Annotated in this window: 21 protein-coding genes; 7 read left to right on the top strand and 14 right to left on the bottom strand. The window is 68.8% G+C overall.

The features are described from left to right. Positions 1-47 precede the first annotated feature (47 nt). Complete coding sequence (locus JDV09_RS01565; RefSeq protein ID WP_221367477.1) at positions 48-1,283, top strand: sulfotransferase family protein; 1,236 nt, start codon at positions 48-50, stop codon at positions 1,281-1,283. On the opposite strand, the gene JDV09_RS01560 is transcribed toward JDV09_RS01565, so the two are convergent. Then, the gene (locus tag JDV09_RS01560; RefSeq protein WP_221367331.1) at positions 1,259-2,449 is read right to left on the bottom strand and encodes a CaiB/BaiF CoA transferase family protein; all 1,191 of its coding nucleotides are present in this window, start codon (positions 2,447-2,449) and stop codon (positions 1,259-1,261) included. The two genes, JDV09_RS01565 and JDV09_RS01560, sit on opposite strands and share 25 nt — an antisense overlap. Positions 2,450-2,526: 77 nt before the next feature. Here JDV09_RS01560 and JDV09_RS01555 point away from each other — a divergent pair, with 77 nt between their 5' ends. The 5 genes from JDV09_RS01555 to JDV09_RS01535 all read left to right on the top strand — a co-directional run bounded on the left by JDV09_RS01555 (position 2,527) and on the right by JDV09_RS01535 (position 6,680). After that, positions 2,527-3,666, top strand: coding sequence for a phosphotransferase (locus JDV09_RS01555; RefSeq protein WP_221367330.1), 1,140 nt, complete (start codon positions 2,527-2,529; stop codon positions 3,664-3,666). Between the two features lie 83 nt (positions 3,667-3,749). After that, positions 3,750-4,295, top strand: a complete 546-nt coding sequence (locus JDV09_RS01550; protein WP_221367329.1) for a TetR/AcrR family transcriptional regulator — start codon at positions 3,750-3,752, stop codon at positions 4,293-4,295. 41 nt (positions 4,296-4,336) lie between these two features. Continuing rightward, positions 4,337-5,818: an aldehyde dehydrogenase family protein gene (locus JDV09_RS01545; protein WP_221367328.1), complete on the top strand. Its 1,482-nt coding sequence runs from the start codon at positions 4,337-4,339 to the stop codon at positions 5,816-5,818. Between the two features lie 20 nt (positions 5,819-5,838). Next, complete coding sequence (locus JDV09_RS01540; RefSeq protein ID WP_221367327.1) at positions 5,839-6,255, top strand: nuclear transport factor 2 family protein; 417 nt, start codon at positions 5,839-5,841, stop codon at positions 6,253-6,255. Continuing rightward, the gene (locus JDV09_RS01535; RefSeq protein WP_221367326.1) at positions 6,255-6,680 is read left to right on the top strand and encodes a nuclear transport factor 2 family protein; all 426 of its coding nucleotides are present in this window, start codon (positions 6,255-6,257) and stop codon (positions 6,678-6,680) included. The genes JDV09_RS01540 and JDV09_RS01535 overlap by 1 nt, the downstream gene beginning before the upstream one ends. A 78-nt stretch (positions 6,681-6,758) precedes the next feature. Here JDV09_RS01535 and rlmN read toward each other — a convergent pair whose 3' ends face one another. The 12 genes from rlmN to rpsB all read right to left on the bottom strand — a co-directional run bounded on the left by rlmN (position 6,759) and on the right by rpsB (position 19,855). Then, entirely contained in the window at positions 6,759-7,856 is a 1,098-nt protein-coding gene (gene rlmN, locus JDV09_RS01530; protein WP_221367325.1) for a dual-specificity RNA methyltransferase RlmN, read from the bottom strand. 49 nt (positions 7,857-7,905) lie between these two features. Continuing rightward, complete coding sequence (locus JDV09_RS01525; RefSeq protein ID WP_221367324.1) at positions 7,906-8,787, bottom strand: phosphatidate cytidylyltransferase; 882 nt, start codon at positions 8,785-8,787, stop codon at positions 7,906-7,908. Between the two features lie 2 nt (positions 8,788-8,789). Continuing rightward, entirely contained in the window at positions 8,790-9,347 is a 558-nt protein-coding gene (gene frr, locus JDV09_RS01520; protein WP_221367323.1) for a ribosome recycling factor, read from the bottom strand. A gap of 107 nt (positions 9,348-9,454) precedes the next feature. Next, on the bottom strand, positions 9,455-10,210 hold the full coding sequence (pyrH, locus tag JDV09_RS01515) for a UMP kinase (protein WP_221367322.1): 756 nt from the start codon (positions 10,208-10,210) through the stop codon (positions 9,455-9,457). A 211-nt stretch (positions 10,211-10,421) separates the two neighbouring features. After that, positions 10,422-12,398, bottom strand: coding sequence for a primary-amine oxidase (locus JDV09_RS01510; RefSeq protein ID WP_221367321.1), 1,977 nt, complete (start codon positions 12,396-12,398; stop codon positions 10,422-10,424). Positions 12,399-12,404: 6 nt separating this feature from the next. Beyond that, a complete protein-coding gene (locus JDV09_RS01505) occupies positions 12,405-13,922 on the bottom strand; it encodes an APC family permease (RefSeq protein WP_221367320.1) in 1,518 nt (505 codons plus the stop codon). A gap of 40 nt (positions 13,923-13,962) precedes the next feature. Continuing rightward, positions 13,963-14,691 (bottom strand): ABC transporter ATP-binding protein, encoded by a 729-nt coding sequence (locus JDV09_RS01500; RefSeq protein ID WP_221367319.1) that lies wholly within the window; start codon positions 14,689-14,691, stop codon positions 13,963-13,965. A gap of 3 nt (positions 14,692-14,694) precedes the next feature. Continuing rightward, the gene (locus JDV09_RS01495; RefSeq protein ID WP_221367476.1) at positions 14,695-15,261 is read right to left on the bottom strand and encodes an ABC transporter permease; all 567 of its coding nucleotides are present in this window, start codon (positions 15,259-15,261) and stop codon (positions 14,695-14,697) included. A 34-nt stretch (positions 15,262-15,295) separates the two neighbouring features. Next, positions 15,296-16,471: an ABC transporter permease gene (locus tag JDV09_RS01490; RefSeq protein WP_221367318.1), complete on the bottom strand. Its 1,176-nt coding sequence runs from the start codon at positions 16,469-16,471 to the stop codon at positions 15,296-15,298. Positions 16,472-16,612: 141 nt separating this feature from the next. Further along, positions 16,613-18,019, bottom strand: a complete 1,407-nt coding sequence (locus tag JDV09_RS01485; RefSeq protein ID WP_221367317.1) for an amidase — start codon at positions 18,017-18,019, stop codon at positions 16,613-16,615. 176 nt (positions 18,020-18,195) lie between these two features. Then, the gene (gene tsf, locus JDV09_RS01480) at positions 18,196-19,011 is read right to left on the bottom strand and encodes a translation elongation factor Ts (protein ID WP_221367316.1); all 816 of its coding nucleotides are present in this window, start codon (positions 19,009-19,011) and stop codon (positions 18,196-18,198) included. Between the two features lie 31 nt (positions 19,012-19,042). Further along, positions 19,043-19,855, bottom strand: a complete 813-nt coding sequence (gene rpsB, locus JDV09_RS01475) for a 30S ribosomal protein S2 (RefSeq protein WP_221367315.1) — start codon at positions 19,853-19,855, stop codon at positions 19,043-19,045. A gap of 326 nt (positions 19,856-20,181) precedes the next feature. On the opposite strand from rpsB, the gene JDV09_RS01470 reads away from it, so the two are divergent. Next, the gene (locus JDV09_RS01470; protein WP_221367314.1) at positions 20,182-20,808 is read left to right on the top strand and encodes a M23 family metallopeptidase; all 627 of its coding nucleotides are present in this window, start codon (positions 20,182-20,184) and stop codon (positions 20,806-20,808) included. On the opposite strand, the gene JDV09_RS01465 is transcribed toward JDV09_RS01470, so the two are convergent. Then, the gene (locus tag JDV09_RS01465; RefSeq protein WP_221367313.1) at positions 20,756-21,658 is read right to left on the bottom strand and encodes a tyrosine recombinase XerC; all 903 of its coding nucleotides are present in this window, start codon (positions 21,656-21,658) and stop codon (positions 20,756-20,758) included. The two genes, JDV09_RS01470 and JDV09_RS01465, sit on opposite strands and share 53 nt — an antisense overlap. Between the last annotated feature and the right edge of the window lie 7 nt (positions 21,659-21,665).

The raw sequence follows: 21,665 nt of genomic DNA, 5'->3' as shown, positions 1-21,665 counted from the left end.
TCCCCGCCGTGACACGGCCTTCCCAGCCCGCCCCGCCGGCCTCCGCCGTGCATATCACCGACCTCGCCCGTCCGACCTTCTCCCCCGACGCCCAGGCGATCATCGACGGCATGGCCGCGATGGCGCCGTACTGCCCGCTGACCGCCGACGCGCTGCACGAGCAGGCGTCCGCGCAGACCGGGCTCACGGACTTCGGCGCCCAGGACTATCGCGAGCGAATGGCGTTGCTGCTGCAGGCTTTCGACGAACTCCCGCACCTGACCGCGTTCGGCCGCACCTACGCGTTCTCGCTGATGCTGACCTTCCTCAAGGGCCGGCTGCAGGTCGTCGACCACCTCAAGCGGCACCCGGAGATCTTCGACATCGAGGTCGAGGCACCGATGATCATCGCCGGACTGCCCCGCACCGGCACCACCCATCTGCACAGCCTGCTGGCCGCCGATCCGGCGTTGCGGGCGCTGCCGTACTGGGAGGCCCAGGAGCCGCTGCCCCCACCCGGCGAAGAGGGCACGGTAGATCCGCGCAGACAGCGCACCGGTGATGCGCTGAACATCTCGAACACGCTGATGCCCTACTTCCAGCTGATGCACGAAATGACGATCGACCACATCCACGAGGACATCGGCCTGATGGTGCAGGACTTCGCCAGCGGGTTCTTCACCACGCTCACCCACCTGCCGCGGTGGTCGGATTATCTGCGCGACAACGACCAGACGCCGGGATACCAGTTCCTGCGGATGATGCTGCAGGTCCTGCTGCATCAGGACGCATCCCACGGCCTGCCGCACCGGCGCTGGGTGCTCAAGAGCCCGCAGCACCTCGAGCAGTTCGTCCCGATCATGAACGTCTTTCCCGATGCCACCTTCATCGTGACCCATCGCGACCCCGTCGACGTGTCGGTCTCGATGGCGACGATGATGACGTACACGATGCGGATGAGCGTCGACGAGGTGGATGTGCCGACGGTCGCGAACTACTGGATCGACCGCATCGACGAGATGCTGTCGGCCTGCATGCGCGACCACGACAAGCTGCCGTCCGAGCGCACCATCGACGTGCGCTTCGACGAGTTCATGGCCGACGACCTCGCGATGGTGCAGCGGGTCTGGGACACCGCGGGCTACCGGCCCGGCGACGAATCCCGCAGGGCGGTAGCCGATTACCTCGCCGGGCACTCCCGCGGCCGGCTGGGATCGGTCGACTACCGCCCGGAGGATCTCGGCCTCGACAAGGCCGAGCTGCGGCGCCGCTTCACGCCCTACATCGAGCGATTCGTCCGCTGAGCGAGTTCGGCGAGCACCTCCGCGGTGTGCTCGCCCAGGCCGGGCGCACATCCCGTCGGCTGCGCCGGGGTGCCGTGGAAGTCGGCCGGCGAGGCCACCATCGGGACGCCGGACCCCGCCGCGTCGGGCACATACACGATGCCGCCCGCGGCGTGGAATTGTTCGTCGGCGACCACGTCCTCGATCGAGTTGATCGGCGACCAGAACAGATCCGGATGGGCGGCAAAGACTTCGGACCACTCGTCCAGTGTCTTGCCGGCGAATATCGCATCGAGCTCGGCGATCAGCCCCACCGCGTTGCCCGCCCGGGCCGCCCCCGTGGCGAACCGGTCGTCGACGAGCCACTCCGGCCGCTCCACGGCGGCACACAGCGCCGGCCAGTGCCGGTCGCCCTGCAGGCCCACCAGCCAGAAACGCCGCCCGTCGGCGGCGGTGTAGTTGTTCATGCACGGGTTGGCCATCGACTCCCGCCGACCGATCGCGATCGAGTGTCCGGTCAGCAGAAAGGTGTTCAGGTCGAAGCTGACCGTATAGGCGCCCTGCCGGTACAGCGACGTCGACACCAGCTGCCCGACGCCGGTCCGGGCACGCGCGACCAGCGCCGCGCACACCGCCGCGGCCAGCGTCATGCCCGCGGAATGGTCGCCCATCCCGCCGCGCTGAAACGGCGGAGTGTCGCCGGGCCGGGTGAGCAGGTGGGCCAGACCGGCCCTGGCCCAGAACGCCGCCACGTCGTATGCCGGCCGGTCGGCGTCCGGCCCGGCCTCCCCGTAGCCGGTGATCAAGCCGTAGACCAGCCGGGGGTTGGCCGCGGCCACCGCCTCGAACTCCAGGCCGAGGCGGCGCAGCGCACCGGTGCGGATGTTGGTCAGAAAGACGTCGGCATCGGCCAGCAGATCGAGCGCCCGGCTCCGGCCCTCCCCGGTGGTCAGGTCCAGCACCACGCTGCGCTTGCCGCGGTTGTCCATCTCGAACGGCGGGCTGACGTGATGACGGTCCAGCGGCGCGATGCCGAGCATCCGCCCGAAGCCCCGAGCCGGGTCGCCCCCGGGTGGCTCGATCTTGACGACGTCGGCACCCCAGTCCGCGAGGATGCCACCCGCCGCCGGCCCGGCCACCCAGACGCCGAGTTCGACGACCCGGATACCCCGCAGCGGACCGGCCATGGATTCTCACTCCTTTACAACAAGGAATCATTTTGTAACCCTGTTAGGGCTACAGCCCAAGCCTAGGGAGGGGCGCGGTGTCCGTGCTCAGAAATCGCGTTGCCCCGGTCGCCGGGCTGGCCGCACACCTCGGGCGTGGCGTGGGGCGGCTGGCGGCCGACACCGCGATCGGCAGGTTGCGACCGATGCCGCGCACGATCGCCGACCTCGACGCCGCGGCGATGTCGCAGTTGCTCGGCCGGGAGGTGACGACGGTGTCGCTGATCGGCGGCGACGCCGGGACGTCGTCGCGGGCCCGGCTGGCCCTGACCGGTGACGACGTGCCGTCCTCCGTCTTCGTGAAGATGGCGGCCGAGACCGCCGCGACCCGACTGATGGGTGAGATCGGCAACCTCGCCCACACCGAGACCCGGTTCTACACCCAACTGGCTCCGGAGGTGCCCGGGGTGCCCCGCGCGTACGGCTCCCGGTTCGATCCCTGGACCGGGCGCTTCGTCCTCGTCCTGGAGGATCTGGCGGTCACCCCCTGCGACTTCCCCGACACGCTGCACCCGATCGATGCCGACCGGGCCGCACAGGTCGTCGAGTTGCTGGCAACGCTGCACGCCACGTTCTGGGGCCGGCTGCCCGCCCGGATGGGCACCGGGCCGCTGGGATGGCTCTACACCCCCTCCTCGGACACCATCTCCCCGCTGGTCCCCACGATGATGCGCACCTCCGGCAAGCGGCTGGCCCAGCGGACCGATCTGCCGATCGAGCGGGGCCGGTTCATCGACGAGAACTACCGGCCGGTGACCGCGCTGATCGATCGCCCGCCGCACACCGTCATGCACGGCGACGCCCACCCGGGCAACCTGTACTTCCAGAACGGGCGGGCCGGGTTGCTCGACTGGCAGGCGGTGCGGCGCGGGCACCCGGGCCGCGAGCTGGCCTACACGCTGGTGACCGCCATGACCACCGAGGACCGCCGGCAGTCCCAGCGGGATCTGCTGGACGTCTACCGGCATGCGCTGGCGGCCGGCGGCGGCCCGGAGATCGACCGCGACGAACTCTGGGACCGGTACCGCCAGGGCGCGGCATATCCGTACATCGCGACCCTGATCACCGCGGGCATGGGTGGCATGCAGGTCGAGGACATCGCGCTGAAGGGCCTGGAACGCAGCCTGGCAGCGCTCGAGGACCTCGACACCGTGGCGCTGCTGGAGAAGTCGCTGTGACCGACACCGCCCCCGCAGCTGTCGGCCTCCGGAGCGTGCACGCTTTACGATCGACGGCGAACCCGTAACCAAAGGCCAGGTACGTGAACCAACCAGCGCACAGCGGATCCGACACCGCCGAGGACACCTCGACGCGGAACCGGATCCTCGTCGCGACCGCCGAGGTCCTCGGCCGCAGCGGACAGACCAAGCTCAGCCTGTCCGAGGTGGCACTGCAGGCCGGGGTGTCGCGGCCCACGCTGTACCGCTGGTTCGCCGACAAGCAGGCCCTCCTGGAGGCGTTCGGCGTCTACGAGCGGGAGATGTTCGAGACCGGCATCGCCAGGGCCACCGCGGGGCTGCGCGGCACCGAGCGCGTGGATGCGGCCATGCAGTTCATCGTGGCCTACCAGCAGTCCTATTCCGGCGTCCGGGTGGTCGACATCGAGCCCGAGGTCGTCATCGGGCGGCTGGCGCACATCATCCCGGCGATGCGGGCGCAGCTGGAGAAGTTGCTGCCCGGCCCCAACGGCGCGGTCAAGGCCGCGACCGCGGTCCGGGTGGCCGTGTCGCACTACATCGTGCGCAGCGACGACGACGACCAGTTCCTCGCGCAGCTCCGCCACGCGGTGGGGATCAAGACCGGCTGAAACGCGTGACACTCGCCTAAATCTTTGTAAAGCTTGCCGTCATGACGACAGCGGAGACCGAAACCGGCGTGCTCGCCGGCGAACAGCGCATGCTCATCGACGGCGAACTGCAATTCACCGCCAGCGGGGCCAGTTTCGACGTCATCCATCCGGCCAGTGAGCAGGTGGCCGGGCAGGCCACCGACGGCACCGTCGACGACATGGCGCGCGCTGTCGGCGCAGCGCGGCGGGCCTTCGACACCACCGACTGGTCGCGCGACCTGGATTTCCGCTACCACTGCCTGACCCAGCTGCACGAGGCGCTGGAACGCAACAAGGAGCGGCTGCGCCGCATGCTGATCACCGAGGTCGGCTGCCCCGTCACGGTCACCGGCAGCCAGATCGAGAGCCCGATCGAGGAGGTCAAGCACTGGGCCGAGCACGGCAGGGCCTTCGACTACCTCGTCGACAACGGCGTGCACGAGACCCCGCTGGGCCCGGCCCGGCGCAAGATCCACTACGAGCCGCTCGGGGTGGTCGGCGCGATCACCCCGTGGAACGTGCCCTTCTACCTGAACATCGCCGAGACGGTTCCGGCACTGATGGCCGGCAACACCGTGGTGCTCAAGCCCGCCCAGCTGACCCCCTGGTCGGGCAGCGAGTACGGCCGCATCGTCGCCGAGGAGACCGACATCCCGGCTGGGGTCTTCAACGTTGTGGTGTCCAACGCCAACGAGGTCGGCGCCGCACTGACCGCCGACCCCCGGGTGGACATGATCACGTTCACCGGGTCCACCGCGACGGGCCGGGCGATCCTGGCTGCGGGCGCACCGACGGTGAAGAAGACACTGCTCGAGCTCGGCGGCAAGTCGGCCCACATCGTGCTCGACGACGCCGACTTCAACTCGGCGCTGCCGCTCGCCGCGATGATGGCGTGCGTGATGTCGGGCCAGAGCTGCATCCTGCCCAGCCGGATCCTGTTGCCGCGCAGCCGCTACGAGGAGGGCCTCGAGACTCTCAAGTCGATGATGGAGGGCTTCCCGGTCGGCGACCCGTGGACCCCGGGCAACATGCAGGGCCCGCAGATCAGCGAGGCACAGCGACAGAAGGTGCTCGGCCTGATCCGCAGCGGCATCGACTCCGGGGCCCGGTTGGTCACCGGCGGGGGCATCCCGGAGGACCTGCCGGTGGGCTACTACACCCAGGCCACCCTGCTGGCCGATGTCGACCCGGGTTCGCAGATCGCCCAGGAGGAGATCTTCGGGCCGGTGCTCACCGTCACGCCCTACGACACCGACGACGATGCCGTCGAGATCGCCAACAACACCATCTACGGGCTGTCCGGGGAGGTCAGCGGAGGCGACGTGGACCGGGCGTTCGCCGTGGCCCTGCGGATGCGCACCGGCAACGTCACGATCAACGGCAAGAGCCACTTCGGCATCGACAGCCCGTTCGGCGGCACCAAGCAGAGCGGGCTGGGCTACCGCAACGGCGAAGAGGGCTACAAGGAATACCTGCACGGCAAGACCATCGGCATGCCGTAATGACCGGAGGCGTGAATCAGGTGACGACCGATCTGCCGGAGGTCCAGCCGCTCGGCGACGAGATCGAGATCGAAGCGCTGATCACCCGGTACTGCTCCGCCGTGGACGCCAAGGACTGGCCGGCCTACCGCGCGATGTTCACCGACGATGCACGGGTGGACTACTCGGCCGCCGGGCTGGTCGTGGGCACCGTCGACGATGCGGTGAAGTTCCTGTCCCGCCACGGGGAGGGAATGGCGATCGGCATGCACTACCTCACCAACGTCGAGTCGCGCATCGACGGCGCCGACGCACACGTTGTCGCCATGTGGTTCAACGCCGTCCGGTTGCCTGCCGCCGAAGACATGACGTTCTTCTGCGGGCGCTGGCACGACGAGCTGGTCAGGACTCCGTCCGGCTGGCGGATCGACAAGCTCCGACTGGAGGTGATGGGGTGATGGACACGCAGCGCATCGCCGACGAGCTGGAGATCAGGGCATTGCTGAACCGCTACGCCCGCGCGGTCGACAGCAAGGACTGGGCGCTTTACCGCTCGGTGTTCGCCGACGACGCCCACATCGACTACAGCTCGGCCGGTGCCGCCGCCGGGTCCCGCGACGAGGTCGCCGACTGGCTGGCCGCGGGATTCGGCGCGATCCCGTGGAGCATGCACTACATCACCAACATCGAGTGCGACTTCGGGCCCGGCGGTGACACCGCGACGGTGCGCGCGATGTTCTACAACCCGATGCAGCTACCCGGGATGACCGAAACATCCTCCTGCGGCGGCTATTACCACCACGAGCTGGTACGTACCGATGAGGGCTGGCGCAGCAAGCGCCTGGTCGAGGAGAACGTCTGGTTCGTCAACGCGCCGTCCTGACGCCCCGCCGGCACGAGACCCACGTTGTGCCGGGAAAGTGCGGGAGGCGTCTGCAGAACGTGGGGCTCGCGGCCCAGTTCAGCCCTGGGCCGCCAATTGACCACAGGCCGCCGCGATTTCGCGGCCGCGGGTGTCGCGGACCGTGCAGGACACCCCGTGTGACCGCACCCGTTTGACGAACTCGCGCTCGGCGGGTTTGGGACTGGCGTCCCACTCGCTGCCGGGTGTCGGGTTCAGTGGAATGACGTTGACGTGCGCGAGCGGGCCCAGCGTGCGGTGCAGCAGCTTGCCCAGCAGGTCGGCCCGCCACGGCTGGTCGTTGACGTCACGGATCAGCGCGTATTCGATCGACACCCGCCGCCCGGTCACGTCGGCGTAGTAGCGGGCCGCGTCGACTGCCTCGCCGACCTTCCACCGGCTGTTGACGGGCACCAGGGTGTCGCGAAGCTCGTCGTCGGGGGCGTGCAGGGACAGCGCCAGCGTGACGTTGAGCCGCTCGTCGGCGAGCCTGCGGATCGCCGGCGCCAGCCCGACCGTCGACACGGTCAACGAGCGCGCCGAGATCCCGAAGCCGTTCGGCGGGGCGGCCGTGATGCGCCGGACCGCGGCCACCACCCGGTTGTAGTTGGCCAGCGGTTCGCCCATGCCCATGAACACGATGTTGGACAGGCGCCCGCCATCGCGTTCGCGGAGTTCGGCGGCCGCGAAGCGCACCTGTTCGAGGATCTCGGCGGTGGACAGGTTGCGCTTCAGCCCGCCCTGGCCCGTCGCGCAGAACGGGCAGGCCATGCCGCAGCCGGCCTGCGACGAGATGCAGACCGTGTTGCGGTCCGGGTAGCGCATCAGCACCGACTCGAAGGTGGTGCCGTCCACCGCCCGCCACAGCACCTTCCGGGTCTCCCCCGCGTCGCACTCGATCTCGCGCGCCGGCGACAGCAGCGCGGGGAACAGCGCGGCGCCGACCTGCTCGCGCACCGCGGCGGGCAGATCGGTCATCTGCGCCGGATCGGCGATCAGCCGGCCGTAGTACTGGTTGGCCAGCTGCTTGGCGCGGAACGCGGGCAGGCCCAGCTCGGCGACGGCGGCGGCACGCGCGTCGTCGTCGAGGTCGGCGAAGTGCCGCGGCGGCATGGCGCGTCGCGGTGCATCGAAAACCAGGGGCAACGGGTCGGGCATGGGCAGGCCCAGTATCTCATCCCGGGGCGGCCGCACCGGCTCCCGACCGTCAGGCCAGCAGCGTCAGGACTATCCAGCCCGCGACGGCGGACGGCAGCATCGCGTCGATGCGGTCCATCAGTCCCCCGTGGCCGGGCAGCAGGGTGCCCATGTCCTTGATGCCCAGATCGCGCTTGATCTGCGACTCGACCAGGTCGCCGAGGACGCCGGTGATCACCAGCATGAGGCCGAGCGGAACCCCGACCCACGCCGGTTTGCCGAGCAGGAACGCCACCGAGAGCACTGCGGCGGTGACACCGAACAGCAGGGAGCCGCCGAGCCCCTCCCATGACTTCTTCGGGCTGATGGCGGGGGCCATCAGATGCTTGCCGAACAGCACCCCGGCCACGTAGCCGCCGATGTCGGCGAACACCACGGTGGCGATCACGATGAACACCCGGACGCCGCCGTTGTCGGCGAAGATGAGCAGCGCCGTGAACGCCGCGAACATCGGCACCCAGGTGGCGAGCAGCACCGTGGCGGCGATGTCGCGCAGGTAGTTGACCGGCCGGCTCCCGAGCCCCTGGCCGAGCAGGCGCCACACCATGCAGACGACGACGGTGCCGCCGTAGGCACCCAGCAGGCCGGCCGCGCCGAACGGCCACGTCAGCCAGATCATCGCCTGCCCGCCGGCCAGCAGCGGCACGGTCGGCAGCGCGTAGCCGTGTTCGCCGAGCCGCCGGATCACCTCGTGTGTCGCGATGGCGATGGCCGACGCGAGCAGCGGCAGCCACCACTTCGGGGCGAACAGCAGGGTGCCGATCGCCATCGCTCCGAGCAGCACGCCCACAGCGATCGCGGCGGGCAGGTTTCGCCCGGCCCGCGACGTCTTCTTCGTCGTCGGGGGGTTCACCGGCTGCTGTGCCACGGGAGTCGATTGCTGTTCGGTCACGCTCAGACCTCCAGCAACTCGCCTTCTTTGTGCTTGACCAGCTCGTCGATCTGGTTGGTGTACTGGTGGGTGGTCTTGTCGAGGTCCTTCTCGGCGCGGTTCACGTCGTCCTCGCCGGCGTCGCCGTCCTTCTTGATCCGGTTCAGCTCCTCCATCGCCTTGCGGCGGATGTTGCGCACGGACACCTTGGCGTCCTCACCCTTGGCCTTCGCCTGCTTGACCAGGTCGCGGCGCCGCTCCTCGGTCAGCTGCGGGACGGCCACCCGGATGATGTTCCCGTCGTTGGTCGGGTTGACCCCCAGATCGGAATTGCGGATCGCGTCCTCGATGTTGCGGAGCTGGCCGGCCTCGTAGGGCTTGATCACGACCATCCGCGCCTCGGGGACGTTGATGCTGGACAGCTGCGTGATCGGGGTGGAGGCGCCGTAGTAGTCCACCGTGATGCGATTGAACATGCCGGGGTTGGCGCGGCCGGTGCGGATCGACCCGAGGTCGTCGCGCGCCACGGCCACGGCTTTCTCCATCTTCTCCTCGGCATCGAAAAGCGTTTCGTCGATCACTGCGCTATCTCCCGTCGCTGTCGCTCGCCCAGCATGCCGTCTCCCGTCGCTGTCGCTCGCGCCGGACCGACCGCCCGCCGCTCACGCTGATCCGGTCACCACCCTGTTCAGGTGGTGACCAGCGTTCCGATCTTCTCACCCGCAACCGCACGCGCGATATTGCCATCGGTGAGCAGGTTGAACACCAGGATCGGCATTCCGTTGTCCATACACAAGCTGAACGCGGTCGCGTCGGCCACCTTGAGGCCCCGGTCGATCACCTCGCGGTGGCTGATCGCGGTGAGCATCTCGGCATCGGGATGCTCCCGGGGATCGGCGGTGAACACCCCGTCGACGGCCTTGGCCATCAGCACCACCTCGGCGCCGATCTCCAGCGCGCGCTGCGCGGCGGTGGTGTCGGTGGAGAAGTACGGCAGGCCCATGCCCGCCCCGAAGATGACGACGCGGCCCTTCTCCAGGTGCCGCTGGGCCCGCAGCGGGATGTAGGGCTCGGCGACCTGGCCCATCGTGATGGCGGTCTGCACCCGGGTCTGGATGCCTTCCTTCTCGAGGAAGTCCTGCAGCGCAAGGCTGTTCATCACGGTGCCGAGCATGCCCATGTAATCCGAACGGGTGCGCTCCATGCCGCGCTGCTGCAGCTGGGCGCCGCGGAAGAAGTTGCCGCCGCCGATCACGACCGCGACCTGCACTCCGCTGCGCACCACCTCGGCGATCTGGCGGGCGACCTGGGCGACCACGTCGGGGTCCAGGCCCACCTCGCCACCGCCGAACATCTCGCCGCCCAGCTTGAGCAGCACGCGGTTGTACACGGCCCTGATCGGGGAGGCCGAGCCTGCACCGTTGGGGTTGGTGGGTTCCGCCATCGAACTCCTTTGCGGTTCTCGCATGCGATCACCGCCCCCTGAGGTGCCGCGGACGGCTCCTGCCATCCTGCCTCATCGCGGCCACACGACCACCGTCGGGTCCGCCTCACCTTTCCCCAGCGCGCGTGTCCGCACGGCGGCGCGCCGCGCCGGCCGTGCGACACCGCGCGCTCGCGGGGTCTCAGCTCTTCATTTCCGCCACTCAGGCCGTTCAGTGCGCGTGGCACGCCTTCGGCGGCGACGGCGGGAGGTCCAGCGCCGGGTTGCCGTCGAAGAAGCCGATCGGCTTGAGGTGGAACCCGGTGTAGGCACAGGGCATCACCGGCCAGTCCTCCGGCCGAACGACGTGGTGGGCGCCCACCGTGTACCAGAGCACGACGTCGGTGTCCTCGAGCGGCTCGTCGTCGGCGATGAACCGCGGCAGCCCCTGCGCCTCGGCGCACTGGTACATGTAGTCGCCGGCCGGGAACCTCTCGTCGGCGTGGTAGCGGGTCACCCACAGGTTGTGCTGCACGAACCGGGCCCGGTCGTAGATGAACGACCCTTTCTGCACCATCACCGGCACGACCTCGCGCGGCAGCAGCTTGTAGGCCACCGGCTGGCCGAGCTCGTTGAGCTTGGACGGGTTGGACACCCTCCAGTACCGGCCGGTCTCCCAGTTCCAGTCCCGCGCGCCCTCGGCCTCCGAGGCCACCAGGGTGTCCTGGGTGATCCAGGCGTTGTGGTGCGGATTGAGCTCGGGGTCCGGCTCCGGGATCGAATCCACCTCGTAGACAGTGTTTCCCGCGCCGTCGATGCTCATGTCCAGCCGGAAGTTGAAGAAGTGCTGATGGTTCGGGCCATAGATGTTCGGGGCCACCATCTTGCCCCACCGCGGCGTCTCACCCTCGGGCACCGAACCCGTGGTCAGCACGCCGGAGAGCTTGACCTCGACCTCGATGGAGGCGTCGTTGTACAGATACCAGAAAAACCCGTACTCGTAGTTGCCCACCGTGCAGATCATCGAGATGACCAGCCGTCGCGACCGGCGCACCTCGACCTCCTCGGTACGGAAGTCGGTGTGCTTCCAGGAGATCCCGTAGTCCTCCTCGTGCATGCAGATCGCGTTCGGGATGGTGACCGCGTTGCCCATCGAGTCGTTGACCGTGCCGTCGAAATAGTAGATCTCGCCGAGGCAGTCACAACCCAGGGTCAGCGGGTTGGCCGAGAAGCCCATCCCGACCTCACCCATGTCGAACACGTTCTTGTTCCAGTGCGTGGGCGAGGTGTCGCCGTAGGGCACCACCATCTCCGCCAGCGATGCCCGGTACATGATCGGCCGGGTCTGTCCGCGGTCGGTGTAGGTGACCTCGTGCAGCGTGATGCCCTCACGCGGGTTGAACCCGATGCGCAGAGACCACTTCTGCCACTGCACCTTCCACCCGTCGACGGTGAAGCTCGGCCCGTCGGGCTGGGTGATCTCGATCGGTTTGACGTCGTCGCGGAACTCGGTGAACGCCGGTCGGTTGTTCGGATCGAACATGAACTTCTCGGCGTAGTTGCCCGCCGTCGGCGGCAGCGGCACCACCCCGTGGTCCTCGATGTCGATCACCTTCATCGCATCGAGGTCGAACTTGACGATCAGCCCCTCGACCGGGCGGGCGTACCCGTGCTCGGACGGTGCGGCGCGCATGAAGGTCAGCGGACGGCAGATCAGCGCCGAGGAGTCGTAGTGATCCTCGGGGCCGTAGTAGCCCGCCGGCCAGGGGTCGATCATCGCCAGATCGAAGTCGGTGACGCCGCGCTTGCGCATCGCCTCCTGCCAGCGCGGATCGGCGCGGACCACCTCCTCCACTCCGGTCATGTGCTCGACGAGGTAGGACGGGAACTTCCCGGGGATCGGCGTCCAGGTGTCGATCACCCGGGCGCCGAGGTCGACGACGGCCTCGTAGACCATCTTGGCCGCGCCGTCGTACATGGTGACGAATGCCCGGCGGGGCACCTCCGCCCCGCCTTCGAACGTCAGCGCCGCGGTCTTCTCCGGCTCCGCGAGCTGGATCATCACGAAGCGCAACGTCGGGGTGGCGTATTCGCTCTCCATCACGATTGCGGCGGTGGCCTCGATCTCGCCGCCGCTGAGCGGATCCAGCGGATAGCCGGTGCTGTCCGACGCCTCGTCGGTCCGCACAGCGGTACTGTCCATGGTCATTTCGGGTCACGCCTCCGCGGTTTTCGTTTCGGTGTTCAGGTCGAGGACCGCCAGATGGGCCAGGGCGTCCTCTTGGTTCATCTTCGATGCCGACCGGCGGCCGAACACGTACACGGCGACCCCGAGCGCGACCATCGCGAGGCTGATGCCGCCGACCCACATCATCCACTCGCCATCGCCGACACCCGAACTGGCCAGCCACGACTTCGCGAACGAGTAGTAGATGCCGCCGATGGTGCCGATCGTGCCGACGATCACGGTGATCCAGACACCGACCATGCCGCCGGGGATGCGCCAGAACGTCTCGTTCTCATAGCGATCCGCGTACTTCTTGCGGGCCACGATCACCGGGAACAGGAAGAAGAAGCCGGAGATCAGCCACACCGTGGAAAGACCGCCCTGCAGGAAGATGGTCGTGTTGACCAGGCTGCTCTGCGAGTACAGCCCGACCAGGATCAGCGACGAGATCACGCCCTGGATCAGGATGGCGGACACCGGATTACGCGTCCTCGGGTTGAGGTGGGTGAAGATCCGCGGCAGGTGGCGCTCCAACCCCGAGACGAAGATCAGCCGCGAGTAGGCGACCTGGTAGGTCATCAGCGCCACGATGATCACCAACGCCAGCACGATCGCGCAGATCTCCATCAGGCCCGGGAAACCGGCCACGTCCAGCATGCCGATCACACCGGTGACGGCGTCGATCTCGTCGGTGGGCAGTGCCATCATCGTGCCGAGCGTCGTCAGCAGGTAGATCGCCACCAGGGCCGTCGACCCCCACAGGATCATCCGCGGACCGCTCTTGCGCACCGACAGGAACTCGGCGCCCATGTTGTACGGCGTCTCGACACCGAGCAGGTACAGCAGCACCGTGCCGTAGAGGAAGCCCGCCACCGCGAAGTTCGGAACCAGGGCATCCGACCAGCTGAAGGGGGTCGCGGAGCCGTGCTTCACCGCGAACAGCAGGCCGGCGATGAAGATCGTCAGCGCGAGGATGCCGAACACGACGAAGACCACGTTCATGATCCGCTGGCTGGCCGCGAGTTTCGCCAGGGCCAGCCCGATCACCGTCCACAGGATCACCAGCTGCAGGATGACGCTCGTCGTCACGCCCAGCTCGGAGTGGAAGGCCAGCAACAGGAAGGACAGCACCACCGCGGGCGACGATGCGGCGTTGAGGATCACCGGTACCCACGACAGGTAGCCGCCGATGAACCCCCACGTCTCGCCCATCGTGCGGGTGGCCCAGATGTACACGCCGCCCTGACCCGGCCACAGATTGCCGAGTTCCACGACGGCCATGCCCGCCGGGACCAGGAACGTCAGGATGCCGAGCACCCACATCGGGATGGCGGTCCAGCCGCCGGTGGCCATCACCGACGAGCCGGTGATCCAGCAGATGATGAAGACGTAGGCGGCCGTCAGACCGAACGTGCTCATCACCTTGGGCAGGATCTGCTCGGGGACGAGCTCGGTGGTCATCAACTTGTCGCGATCCGCCGGCGGCGCGGGCTCCGTTTGTGTCATTCGCTTGTCTCCCACATGTGTTGGGGACCAACTTGGTTGGTCAGTTGACGATCTGTCCGTCTTTCATCCGGACGACACGGCTCGCTTCGTCGGCCACCGTGGGGTCATGGGTGCTGGCAACCACGGTGACGCCCATGGTCGAGCACAGGTCGCGCAGCATGCGCACCACCGTCTCCCCCGTGCGGTGGTCGAGGTTGGCCGTCGGCTCGTCGGCCAGCACCAGGGTCGGGTTGCTGATCAGCGACCGCGCGATCGCGGTGCGCTGCTGCTCGCCGCCCGACATCTTGGTCGGCTGGTGGTTGATCCGGTGACCGAGCCCGACCAGCTCGAGCAACTCGACCGCCCGTTTGCGCAGCATCTTGCGGTCGTAGGGCTCGAACATCAGCGGCAGTTCGACGTTCTCCACCGCCGACAGGAACGGGATCAGGTTGTAGCTCTGGAAGATGAACCCGATGGTGTCGTGACGCAGCGCCGCGTACTGGCTCTCGGTCAGCAGCGCGGTGTCCTTGCCCGCGATCTTGACGCTGCCCTTCGTCGGCCGGTCCAGTCCTCCGATGATGTTCAGCAGCGTCGACTTTCCGCTGCCACTCGGGCCCATCAGGCAGACGAACTCGCCGGGCATCACGGTCAGTTCGGCGGCGATCAACGCCTTGACGACCTCGTCACCCAGCTTGTGCAGTTTCCACACGTCGGAGATCTCGATCACCGGCGCCTTGCCGCCGGCGCCGACCGCCGCTGCGGTCCCTGCCGATTCGTCGAGCGTGGTCATGGGTCAGCCTCCTGCTGCCAGCGAACGGATGGGCGGCCGTGAGGCGGCCTTCCAGGTGGGCACGATGCTGGTGGCCAGTGCGGCGACGATGCTGACCACGATCGCGATCGCGGTGCCGATCGCCAGCCCGCCGTAGGACACCCCGGTGGCGACCAGCCCGGTCATCCCCAGCACCACCCCGGTGAGCACCGCCAGCAGCGCACCGGCGATCGCACCCACGACCGCGGAGATCACCGGTTCGACCAACAGCGCGGCCACCACCGGCTTGCGGGGCACCCCGTTGGCGCCGAGCACCCCGAGTTCGCGGGTGCGGTGCGCGACCGTGCGGGTGGTCGCCACCGCGACCTCGGCCACCCCGACCAGCAGCACGGTGACGGCGATCAACACGACCGCGCGGCCGATCTCGTCGGCGTGCCCCAGCGCCGCCGACTGGCTGCGGATCCCCTCGGACATGCCCAAGACGATGACCACCAGGAAAGCGCCCGTCGCGGTGGTCACCGCCGGCAGCACCATCTCCCCGGCCCGCCGCCGGGCGGCCAGCCAGCCGTATGCCAGACCTTTGCGCACCATCAGCCCTTTCTCGATGTCGACCGCCACACCACGGCTACCGGTCCCCGAGCAATGACACCGGCCGCTGTTGCAACAGCCGGTGCACCGGCACCAGCGCACCGATGATGGCCATCGCCGGCAGGAACATGGCCGTCATCGCGGCGCCCTGCAACCACGCGGTCACCGTCGCGATTCCCGGAATCACCAGTGCCACAGCGATGCCGGCGGCGATGATGCCGACCAGGTAGGCGACCACGAACACCAGGGCCGACTCGACGAGGAAGAAGTACAGCACCTCGTCGGCGAGGCCGATGCTGGACATGATGCCGAACTCGCGCCGGCGCTCGGTCACCGCGGCCAGAAACGACGACACCGCGATGACGAACCCCAGTGCGAGGCCGATCGTCGAGATCAGCCCGAGCGCCGAGCCGGTGACCTTGCCGGAGAACAGGGCCGAGTAGTTCTGTTCGAACGTCAGCGGACCCGATCCACCGACCGTGTCGTAGATCAGCCCGGCGCCGCCGGGATCGGGCTGCTGCGCCGGGTCGACGGTGAACGGCAGCCCGGTCGCGGTGCTGAAGTGCTGCCCCAGGTCGCGGCGCTGCTGTTGGTCCGGCGGAGCCGCCACCACCCACCAGCCGTTGTCGCCGACGATGGACCGGGCCAGCCCGGTGGCCACCGTCATCGACTGGCCGTCGCCACGGACACCGACCTGCAGGCTGCGCCCGCCCGCCACCACCCGGTCACCCTCGGAGAGGCCGAGACGTTCGGCGAGGCCGGATCCCACAATTGCTGTGCCACTGGAGACTTCGTCATCGCCACGCAAAGCGACCGACTGACCGCCCACATCGGTGAGCCCCGACAGGGTCCGGGTCCCGGTCCATCCGTCCGGGATGGTGATCGCCGGCGCCGGACCATCGGCGATCAGCGCCTGAGCCGACGGGTCATAGTGCACACCGGCCGCCGGCACCACCCACAACTGTCCCCCTCCGAGGACGTCGGTGATGGAGTCGGCGCCGGTGATCGCGAAACTCGACGAGATCGTCCGAACGATCGTCACGCACGCTATCGCCAGCGCGATGCCCAGGACAGACAGGATGAACCGCTCGGGGCGGCGCCGAATGTTGGCCAGCGCGAACCGAACCAGGCACATGAACGTGTTCTGTGAACCGGTGGGGATCTGCGGTGATCGACCTTGCGTGGGCGTGTTGCTGACCTGACTGGTCTCCACAACAAGCGATGGTGGGTTCGGAAAGTTTCACCAAACGCCACCCCCCGTGTCCGCGCGGTTAACAGGACCGTGGTCCCGTTACGGCGCTGTGTCGCCGGACCGACGGATTCCGTTGCGGCCCAGGGGCGATCTCGACACAGTTCAGTGGTGGAGGTTGGCCCAGGGCTGCGCCTGCTCGAGCTCGTAGGCCAGTTGGAGCAGCGTGGATTCCGCACCGCGGTCGGCGGCGAACATCATGCCGACGGGAAGCCCCGATGCGGATTCCGCGAGCGGCAACGAGATAGCCGGATCACCCGTCGCGTTCTGCAACGGGGTGAACGCCACCCACTCGATGAGCCGGTCGATGATCTGCGGGTAGTCCGCGGTGGGATCGAGGTGACCGACCCGCGGCGTGACATCGGCGAGCGTCGGCGTCAGAACGACCTCGTAGTCCGCCGTCGCTCGCGACATGATCCGTCGTACCCGGGCCAGCCGCGCGGTGGCGGTCGGCAGCCGGTGCAGATTGCGTGCCGCGTGCTGTTCGAGCCCGAGCGTGAGGTTGTCCAGGCGGCTGCGGTCGAAACTCTCGCCGAACGTGCGCCGGCCACCGCGCACCAGCGCGAACGCGAGAAACGACCAGTACAAGAGGAAGTCGTCCATGAACCGGCGGGGCACCGGGTTGTCGATCACGCTGACCCGGTGCCCGAGTCCCTCGAGCAACGCCGCGGTCTTCAGTGTCAGCTCGGTCACCTCGGCGGCGGCCTCGCGGTGGATCGACTGGGTGCACACCGCGATGTTCAGTCGCCGCTCGCTCTGCCCGGTGACGTCGCCGACCGGCGGCAGCTTGGGGTCGGCGACGATGCGTTCCATCTCCCGGTAGAACGCCGCGGTGTCGCGCACCGAGCGGGTCACCACACCGTTGGCGACGATCCGCAGCGGCATCTGACGCATGTTCGCGTCCAACGGGAGCCGGCCGCGGGTCGGCTTGAGGCCGACCAGCCCGTTGCAGGAGGCGGGGATCCTGATCGAGCCACCGCCGTCGTTGGCGTGCGCGATGGGCACCACTCCGGCCGCCACGAACGCGCCCGACCCGGACGACGACGCCCCGGCGATGTGGGCGGTGTTCCACGGGTTGCGCACCGGCCCGAGCCGCGGATGCTCGGCGGCCGCGCTGAAACCGAACTCCGAGAGCTGGGTCTTGCCCAGCGGGATCAGGCCGGTGGCCAGGAACGCTCGGGCGAAGTCGCCGTCCTCGGCGGCCGGCCGCGGGTCCCACGCGTCGGTGCCCTCCATCGTCGGCATCCCGGCGACGGCGACGTTGTCCTTGATGAACGACGGCACCCCGTCGAAGAAACCGCCGTAGGGTCGCTTCAGCCGGGCCCGCTCCCGCGCCCGGTCGAAGGCTTCGTAGGCCAGTCCGTTGAGGGCGGGGTTGACCGCTTCGGTGCGGGCGATCGCGGCGTCGTTGAGCTCTGCGGCCGATACCGTGCCGGCCCGCAGGGCGTCCACCAGGCCGACGGCGTCCAGGTCACCCAGGGCGTCGTCGCCGAAGGCGTTGATACGATCCATGGCACGACGGTACCAAAGCGTACCGCCCAGGTGGCCCGGGGTCGGCAGACGCGAAAGGTCCCCGACACGCTAGTGGTTTCCAGGCGTGCGGGGACCTTTGCGTCTGCTCGCGGTCTAGGCCTGAGCCTGATTGGCCCGATTCCTCCTCCGGGCTCGTACCTCACCCGGCATCGTCATCAGGCCTGGCCGACCTCGAACCGGACGAACCGGGTCACGGTCACGCCGGCCTGGTCGAGCAGCGCCTTGACGGTCTTCTTGTTGTCGGACACCGACGGCTGGTCGAGCAGCACGACGTCCTTGTAGAAGCCGGTGACCCGGCCCTCGACGATCTTGGGCAGCGCCTGTTCGGGCTTGCCCTCGTTGCGGGCCGTCTCCTCGGCGATGCGCCGCTCGTTGGCGACGATGTCCTCCGGCACGTCCTCACGGGTGAGGTACTTGGCCTTCAGCGCGGCGATCTGCAGCGCGACGGCGTGCGCCGCACTCTTGTCGTCGCCGGTGTACTCGACGAGCACCCCGACCGCGGGCGGCAGGTCGGCCGCCCGCTTGTGCAGGTAGGTCTCGACCGTGCCGTCGAAGTACGCCACCCGACGCAGCTCGAGCTTCTCGCCGATCTTCGCCGACAGGTCGGCGATGGTCTGCTCGACGGTGGTATCCCCCGCCTTCGCAGCCTTGAGCGCGTCCAGGTCGGTCGCCTTCGCGGCGGCCGCGGCCGCCACGATCTGGTCGGCGACGGCCTGGAACTCGGCGTTCTTGGCGACGAAGTCGGTCTCGGAGTTGAGCTCGATCAGGGCGCCGTCCTTGGCCGCGACCAGGCCCTCGGCGGTGGCGCGCTCGGCGCGCTTGCCGACGTCCTTGGCGCCCTTGATGCGCAGCAGCTCGACAGCCTTGTCGAAGTCGCCGTCGGCATCGACGAGCGCGTTCTTCGAGTCCAGCATTCCGGCGCCGGTCAGCTCCCGAAGGCGCTTGACGTCGGCAGCGGTGTAGTTAGCCATGTCAGCCTTTCGCTACAGATACGACGATCTTCTACTGGGTGGGGGCGGGGGTCTCGCCGGCCGCCTCGGGCGACGTGGTGGCACCCGCGAGCAGCTCCTGCTCCCACTCGGCGAGCGGCTCGGCCGACTCGGCCTCCGGCTTGTCGGCGCCGGCACCGGCGCGGGCCTGCAGGCCCTCGGCCACCGCGGAGGCGATCACCTTGGTCAGCAGCGCGGCAGAGCGGATGGCGTCGTCGTTGCCCGGGATCGGGTAGTCGACGAGGTCGGGATCGCAGTTGGTGTCGAGGATCGCGATGACGGGGATGCCCAGCTTGCGGGCCTCGCCGACGGCGATGTGCTCCTTGTTGGTGTCCACGACCCACACGGCGCTGGGCACCTTCTGCATGTCGCGGATACCACCGAGGCTGCGCTCGAGCTTGTTCTTCTCGCGGGTCAGCATCAGGATTTCCTTCTTGGTGCGACCCTCGAACCCACCGGTCTGCTCCATCGCCTCGAGCTCCTTGAGGCGCTGCAGGCGCTTGTGCACGGTGGAGAAGTTGGTGAGCATGCCGCCCAGCCAGCGCTGGTTCACGTAGGGCATGCCGACGCGGGTCGCCTCCTCGGCGATGGACTCCTGGGCCTGCTTCTTGGTGCCGACGAACATGATGGAGCCACCGTGGGCGACGGTCTCCTTGACGAACTCATACGCCTTGTCGATGTAGGTCAGCGTCTGCTGCAGGTCGATGATGTAGATGCCGTTGCGGTCGGTGAAGATGAACCGCTTCATCTTGGGGTTCCAGCGACGGGTCTGGTGCCCGAAGTGGGTGCCGCTGTCGAGCAGCTGCTTCATGGTTACGACAGCCATGGTCGTGTGCCTTACCTTCAGTTATCGGTTGTCGTCCGGCATCGGGTGAGCCGGACCCTGGCGACTGCTTCGATGCCGGACCCATCCGAGAGATCCTGAGCGGAAATCTCGAGCGGGACCGCCCGGCATACAGGTGACGAACCGATGGGCTCGTGCTGCAGACGCGCGAAGTCAGCCCGCGGAAGCGAGCTGCGGTTAGCAGTTTACACGCCGTAACAGGGTGCTTTTACCACTCAGCGACCATGCCTGCGGGTGGCTCCCCGACCATCCACAGGCAACTCGAACGGGTCTGGTGTTCACCTCGCTCGGTGCGCTGAACTGGGCAGATGCGGATATTGGCGCTCGTCACGACGGCGGCGCTGGCCTTCACTGCGACGGCGGCGTTGACGTTCGCGGCCCCGGCACGGGCCGACACCGGGCGACTCGGCTGGCCGCTGCGGCCGTCGCCGACGGTGGTCCGGGACTTTTCCGCCCCGTCGCCCGACTGGCAGCGCGGCCACCGCGGGGTCGACCTCGCCGGCGTCGAGGGGCAACCGGTGTATGCCGCGGGCGGCGGCACCGTGGTGTTCTCCGGCGTGCTGGCCGGCCGGCCGCTGGTGTCCATCGCTCACCCGGGCGGGCTGCGCACCAGCTACGAGCCGGTGCGACCCGGCGTTCGACGGGGGCAGTCGGTGGGTGCGGGAATGCCGATCGGGGTGCTGGTGGCCGGGCATCCGGGCTGCCCCGCAGCGGCCTGCCTGCACTGGGGCGCGATGTGGGGTCCGGCCGCGCGGGCCGACTACGTCGATCCGCTGGGGTTGCTGGCGTCCACGCCGATCCGGCTCAAACCGGCCCGCCCCCGCCGGCCGTGCAGACCGGGTGGCCGGCGTCGCACCACCTTGGGCGCAGGCCCGGCGGGCCTCAGGCCCGCGGGTGGGCCTGGTCGTGGACGGCGCGCAGCCGAGCCACGGTGACGTGGGTGTAGAGCTGGGTGGTGGCCAGCGTCGAGTGGCCCAGCAGTTCCTGCACCACCCGCAGGTCCGCGCCGCCCTCCAGCAGGTGGGTGGCCGCGCTGTGGCGCAGACCGTGCGGTCCGATGTCGGGGGCGCCCGCGACGGCGGCCATCGTCTGGTGCACGACGGTGCGCGCCTGCCGGGGGTCCAGCCTTCCCCCGCGGGCGCCCAGCAGCAACGCCGGACCCGATCCGGAGGTGGCCAGGGCCGGACGGCCGGTGTCCAGCCATGCGGTCAGCGCGGCCTGCGCGGGTTCGCCGTAGGGCACCGTGCGCTGTTTGTTGCCCTTGCCCAGCACCCGCAGCAGCCGACGGGAGGTGTCCACGTCGTCGATGTCCAGCCCGCACAGCTCGCTGACCCGGATCCCGGTGGCGTAGAGCATCTCGACGATCAGGCGGTCCCGCAGGGCCAGCGGGTCTCCCTGTTGGGCACCGGACTTCGCGGCGTCCATGGCGTCGACCGCCTGGTCGCGGCGAAGCACCGCGGGCAGCGAGCGCCGGGCCTTGGGCACCTGGAGGCGGGTCGCCGGGTCCTCGGCGAGCAGTCCACGGCGCAGTGCCCACGCGGTGAAGGTCTTGACCGCCGACGTGCGACGGGCCAGCGTCGAGCGGGCGGCTCCGGTGGCGGCCTGGGCGGCCAGCCAGGAGCGCAGCGCCGGCAGGCTCAACGAGCGCAGGCCGCCGTCGGGGCTGCGTTCGTCGAGGAATTCCAGCAGCGAGCGCAGATCCCCCAGGTAGGCCCGCCGGGTGTGCTCCGAGCGGCCGCGTTCCAGCGCCAGGTACTCGTCGAACTCCTCGAGGATCGCCTGCACGCCCCTA

It is taken from the genome of Mycolicibacterium xanthum (assembly GCF_019710635.1).
Lineage (GTDB): Bacteria > Actinomycetota > Actinomycetes > Mycobacteriales > Mycobacteriaceae > Mycobacterium > Mycobacterium xanthum.
This window is presented reverse-complemented; position numbering and strand designations above follow the sequence as displayed.